Here is a 5,037-nt window from a genome sequence, read left to right as displayed (position 1 = left end):
CGCCGGCCCCGAGGCATCCGGCTCTGCGGTGCTCAGGCCGCCGTGATGCGCTGCTGGGAGCGCGCCGCCTTGATGAAGCCGTCGATGACGTCCCACGCGGCGCCCGCGATCACGACCACGACGGCGATCGGCGCGATCACCTCGCCGGCATCGCCCCACGGCCACCCGACGGCCTCGAGCGCGGCGGGGTTGAAGAGCTGCCCGGTCGCGTAGAGCCAGAGGCCGGGCACGACCCACGCGGCGCCGAGCACGAGGTTCGCGCCTGCGAGGCCCCAGGTCCAGCCGCGGAGGTACACGGCGACCGCGAACGCCGCCTCGAGCACGATGAGCACGAGGAAGTACGGCAGCCAGAAGCTCCACAGGGCGGGGTCGAGCAGGGGCATCGACGAGAGCGCGTCGACCCACGGCAGGCCGAACTGCTGCATGACGAGCAGCACGCCGAAGATGCCGAGCAGCACGAGCGAGGCGACGAGGTCGACGAGCCGGTTGGTGCGACCGTCCTCGGCGATCTGCGGCAGCATCTCGGGCTTCCACTCGAGGTCGATGCCGCGCTGGCCGGCGGCCGCGGGCGTGCGCTCGAGGATCGCGAACACGAGCGTCGTCCAGAAGCCGAGATGCACGGCGATCGAGAACGCGCTCGCAACGGCGCTGCCGATGACCTCGTCGACATCGGCGCCCGAGAGCAGCTGGCCGAGCGTGACCGCCGCGACGGCGATCGGGAGCACGACCGCGAGCAGGAACTTCAGCAGCCGCCACCAGACGAGGAAGTAGCGCGGCCCGATGAGCTGCAGCGGGCGGCCGACGTACTCGGCGGCGAGGGCGGCCGGGTCGCCGAGGGCGGTGAGGGCGGCGTGCTCGGCGTCGGCCGGCGTGCGCCCCTGCTCGACGAGCGCGTCGCTCGCGTCGCCGATGCGCTCGCGCAGCTCGCGCTCGAGCTCGTCGCGCTGGGCCTCGGGCACGCTGCGGGCGGCGGCCCACACGTAGCGGTCGGTGAGGGTGTTCGCGGTCATGATTCGTCTCCGTCGGTGAGGCCGGCGAGCGCGTCGTCGATGCGTCGCCAGTCGGTCATGAGGGTGTCGGCGAGTTCAACGCCGGTCGGGCTCGTGCGATAGAACTTGCGGGGCCGTGCCTCGTCGGTGTTCCACTCGCTCGTCAGCAGGCCCTGCTTCTCGAGGCGACGCAGCAGCGGGTAGAGCGTGTTCGCGTCGACGAGGATGCCGAGTGCGTTGAGCGACTCGAGCAGTGCGTAGCCGTAGTCGGGCGTGCGCAGCCGGACGAGGCAGGCGAGCACGACGGTGCCGCGGCGCAGCTCTTGCAGGTGCCCGGCGGTCGTCTCATCGGTGTTCATGGCTGATACGATACTGTGCGACACACACTAATGCAATAGAAACTTCATTGCGTGTGGTTGTCCCGGCCCGGTGCGCGACCGAACAGGCGCATCCGCGCGACCCGCCGTACCGCGCAGGTCTCGGCCCGGTGTGGCGACGGAGAAGTGCCTGTTCGGACGAAGAGGCCGTCAGCGGAAGTCGCCGCCTACTGCTCGGCGTGCGCCTCGAGGAACTCGTAGACCGAGACGTCGTCGACCCCGGGGAAGGTGCCCGACGGCAGCGGCGAGAGCACGTGCGCGTGCAACCTGGCACTCGGCCACGCCCGCCCGGCCCAGCGCTCGGCGAGCCCCGACGGCGCCCGGCGGCAGCACGACTCGTCGGGGCAGGTCGACACCGCGCGCACCGTGGTCTCGCGGCCGCGGAACCACTTGGCCTGCGCGAACGGGACGCCGACCGTGATCGAGAACTCCGCGGCATCCGTTCGCCCGGTCTGGGTCGCGCACCAGAAGGTGCCCGCCGGGGTGTCGGTGTACTGGTAATTCTCGGTCGTGCGGTTGGTGTGCTCGAACGCGGTGCGCGCGCTCCACTGCTTGCACACCCACTGGCCCTCGATCGACCCGGTCACGTCGGTCGGCAGCGGCAGGCCGTCGTTCTCATAGCCCTTGAGCAACGCCCCGTCGCCGTTCACCCTGAGGAAGTGCAGCGTCATGTCGAGGTGCTCGGTCGCGAGGTTCGTGAACCGCAGGGCGGCGGCCTCATGCGTCACGCCGAACGCGTCGCGGAAGTCCTCGATCGCGAGCCGCTTCTCCTTCTTCGCCTCCTGCAGGAACGTGACCGACGCCTCCTGGGGCATGAGGCACGCCGCGGCGAAGTAGTTGATCTCGAGCCGCTGCCAGAGGAACTCGTCGTAGCTCGCGGGCGGCGTGTGGCCGAGCAGCCGGTGCGCCATCGCCTGGAGCGCCATCGAACGCAGCCCGTGCCCGCCCGGGATCGAGGCCGGCGGCAGGTAGATGCGCCCGTTGGCGAGGTCGGTGATCGAGCGGGTGGAGTCGGGCAGGTCGTCGACGTAGATGAGCTGGAAGCCGAGCCGCTCGGCCATCACGCCGACCTCCCGGTGGGTGAGCGCGCCGGACCGGTGGCCCGAGGCGCGCACCTGCTCCTCGGCGAGGGCCTCGATGTCGGGCAGGTAGTTGTGCCGCGCGCGCATGCGCTCGCGCTGGTCGGTGTTGGCACGCCGGGCCTCTTCGGGGGTGGCGATCGCCTCGGATGCACGCCGTTGCAGTTCGCGGTGCAGCCCGACGATCGCCTCGAGCGTCTCGTCGGAGATGCCGCGCGAGGGCTTCACGGCCGGCAGCCCGAGGCTCGCGTACAACTGGCCGGTCTGCGCGCGGCCGAGCTCGAGCTCGAGGGCCGCGCGGCGGCTCGGCGCCTCGCGCGAGAGCAGGTCGGAGAGCTCGACCCCGAGGGCGGCCGCGAGCGCGTCGAGCGTCGAGAGCTTCGGCTCGCGCTTGCCGTTCTCGATGAGCGAGAGCTGGCTACCGGCCATGCCGACCGCGTCGCCGAGCTGGTCGAGGGTGAGCCCGCGCTCGCCGCGGAAATGGCGGATGCGGTGGCCGAGGGTCGCGAGATCGGGGGAGCCTGCCTTCATCCGTTAAGAATATCGAAAGATCGCAGATTCTTAACCCCCGAATTGGTCACCGGGATGCCTCGAATCGGCGCATTCTGGAAACACGAAGCGATCCGGCGCCGCGCCGGGCACCACTTGGAAGGGACGATGATGACCATCTCCGGGCTCTCGACCGACACGGACGGCACCCAGGCCTACGGCGAAGGCCACGCGCCGCGCGGCACCACCGACCCCGCGCTTCGGGCATGGGTCGACGAGATCGCCGGCCTCACCAAGCCCGACGCCGTCGTGTGGTGCGACGGATCGCAGCACGAGGCCGACCTCCTCGAGCGCCAGCTCGTCGCCGAGGGCAAGCTGATCAAGCTCAACCCCGAGTGGCGCCCCAACAGCTACCTCGCGCGCACCGACCCGTCGGACGTCGCCCGCGTCGAGGACCGCACGTTCATCTGCTCGACGTACGAGGAGGACGCGGGTCCCACGAACAACTGGCGCGACCCGCGCGAGATGCGCGACGAGCTCACCGAGGTCTTCGACGGCTCGATGAAGGGCCGCACGATGTACGTCGTGCCGTTCTCGATGGGCCCGCTCGGCGGCCCCATCTCGCAGCTCGGCGTCGAGATCACCGACTCGCCGTACGTGGTGCTGTCGATGGGCATCATGACGCGCATGGGCGAGCAGGTCTACCGCCTCATCGAGGCCGGCGAGCCCTGGGTGCGCACGGTGCACTCGGTCGGCTACCCGCTCGTCGACGGCGTCGGCCACCGCCGCGCCGAGATCGAGTGGCCCTGCAACGACACCAAGTACATCGTGCAGTTCCCGGACTCGCGCGAGATCTGGTCGTACGGTTCGGGCTACGGCGGCAACGCCCTGCTCGCGAAGAAGTGCTTCGCGCTGCGCATCGCGAGTGTCATGGCCCGCGACGAGGGCTGGCTCGCCGAGCACATGCTGCTCATCAAGGTCACCTCGCCCGAGGGCAAGTCGTACCACGTCGCCGCCGCGTTCCCGTCGGCGTGCGGCAAGACGAACCTCGCGATGCTGCAGCCCACGATCCCCGGCTGGAAGGTCGAGACGATCGGCGACGACATCGCCTGGATGCGCCCCGGCGACGACGGCCGCCTCTACGCGATCAACCCCGAGGCCGGGTTCTTCGGCGTCGCACCGGGCACGGGCGAGTCGACCAACCCGACCGCCGTGCAGACGCTCTGGGGCAACACGATCTTCACGAACGTGGCCCTGCGCCCCGACGGCGACGTCTGGTGGGAGGGCCTGACCGACGAAGTGCCGGCCGAGCTCACCGACTGGGAGGGCAACCACTGGACGCCCGCTTCGGGCCGCCCCGCCGCGCACCCGAACTCCCGCTTCACGGTCGCCGCCGCGCAGTGCCCGCAGATCTCCGACGACTGGGACGCCCACGACGGCGTGCCGATCGACGCGATCCTCTTCGGCGGACGCCGCGCGACGAACGTGCCGCTCGTCGCCGAGGCCCGCTCGTGGAAGCACGGCGTGTTCATGGGCGCGACGATCTCGTCGGAGAAGACCGCCGCGGCGGAGGGCACCGTGGGCGAGCTCCGCCGCGATCCCTTCGCGATGCTCCCGTTCTGCGGCTACAACATGGCCGACTACTGGGGCCACTGGGTGAAGATGGGCCGCGTGCTCGGCCAGGGCGCCCCGAAGATCTTCCAGGTCAACTGGTTCCGCAAGGGCGCCGACGGCTCGTTCCTCTGGCCCGGGTTCGGTGAGAACTCGCGCGTGCTCGAGTGGATCGTCGGCCGCGTCGAGGGCACCGCCGACACCGTCGAGACGCCGATCGGCCTCCTCCCGGCCGCCGATTCGCTCGACCTCGACGGCCTCGACATCACGGCCGAGGCGCTCGAGCAGCTGTTCGACGTCGACCGCGACTCGTGGCTCGCCGAGTGCGAGCTGACCGACGAGTACTTCGCCCAGTTCGGCGACCGCGTGCCGGCGGCCCTCAAGGCCGAGCTCGCGAGCCTGCGCTACCACCTCGAGCACGAGTCGGCCCCGGTGGTCGAGTAGCGAAGGGCCCCGAGACGCCGCAAGCGAAGGGCGGATGCCTCGGGCATC

General features: G+C 70.8%; 4 protein-coding genes. 1 reads left to right on the top strand and 3 read right to left on the bottom strand.

The window, feature by feature from the left end:
* Positions 1–32: 32 nt before the first annotated feature.
* The 3 genes from ACWGPE_RS18385 to ACWGPE_RS18375 form a co-directional block, all read right to left on the bottom strand.
* On the bottom strand, positions 33–1,010 hold the full coding sequence (locus ACWGPE_RS18385) for a permease prefix domain 1-containing protein (RefSeq protein ID WP_275506537.1): 978 nt from the start codon (positions 1,008–1,010) through the stop codon (positions 33–35).
* Positions 1,007–1,348 carry a PadR family transcriptional regulator gene (locus tag ACWGPE_RS18380; protein ID WP_231431669.1) on the bottom strand — a complete coding sequence of 114 codons (342 nt, stop codon included), beginning with the start codon at positions 1,346–1,348 and terminating at the stop codon, positions 1,007–1,009. The genes ACWGPE_RS18385 and ACWGPE_RS18380 overlap by 4 nt, the downstream gene beginning before the upstream one ends.
* A gap of 185 nt (positions 1,349–1,533) precedes the next feature.
* Positions 1,534–2,976, bottom strand: a complete 1,443-nt coding sequence (locus ACWGPE_RS18375) for a helix-turn-helix domain-containing protein (protein WP_231431668.1) — start codon at positions 2,974–2,976, stop codon at positions 1,534–1,536.
* A gap of 129 nt (positions 2,977–3,105) precedes the next feature.
* On the opposite strand from ACWGPE_RS18375, the gene ACWGPE_RS18370 reads away from it, so the two are divergent.
* Positions 3,106–4,989 carry a phosphoenolpyruvate carboxykinase (GTP) gene (locus tag ACWGPE_RS18370; protein WP_231432370.1) on the top strand — a complete coding sequence of 628 codons (1,884 nt, stop codon included), beginning with the start codon at positions 3,106–3,108 and terminating at the stop codon, positions 4,987–4,989.
* Positions 4,990–5,037 lie beyond the last annotated feature (48 nt).

The sequence above is a fragment of the Agromyces sp. NPDC055658 genome, from assembly GCF_053618155.1.
The sequence above is the reverse complement of the archived record's forward strand: the minus strand, read 5'-3'. Positions and strand labels throughout refer to the sequence as shown.

Coding starts and splice junctions, on each gene's coding strand:
- ACWGPE_RS18375 (WP_231431668.1), bottom strand. CDS start 2,976: ATGAAGGCAGGCTCCCCCGATCTCGCGACCCTCGGCCACCGCATCCGC.
- ACWGPE_RS18370 (WP_231432370.1), top strand. CDS start 3,106: ATGACCATCTCCGGGCTCTCGACCGACACGGACGGCACCCAGGCCTAC.
- ACWGPE_RS18385 (WP_275506537.1), bottom strand. CDS start 1,010: ATGACCGCGAACACCCTCACCGACCGCTACGTGTGGGCCGCCGCCCGC.
- ACWGPE_RS18380 (WP_231431669.1), bottom strand. CDS start 1,348: ATGAACACCGATGAGACGACCGCCGGGCACCTGCAAGAGCTGCGCCGC.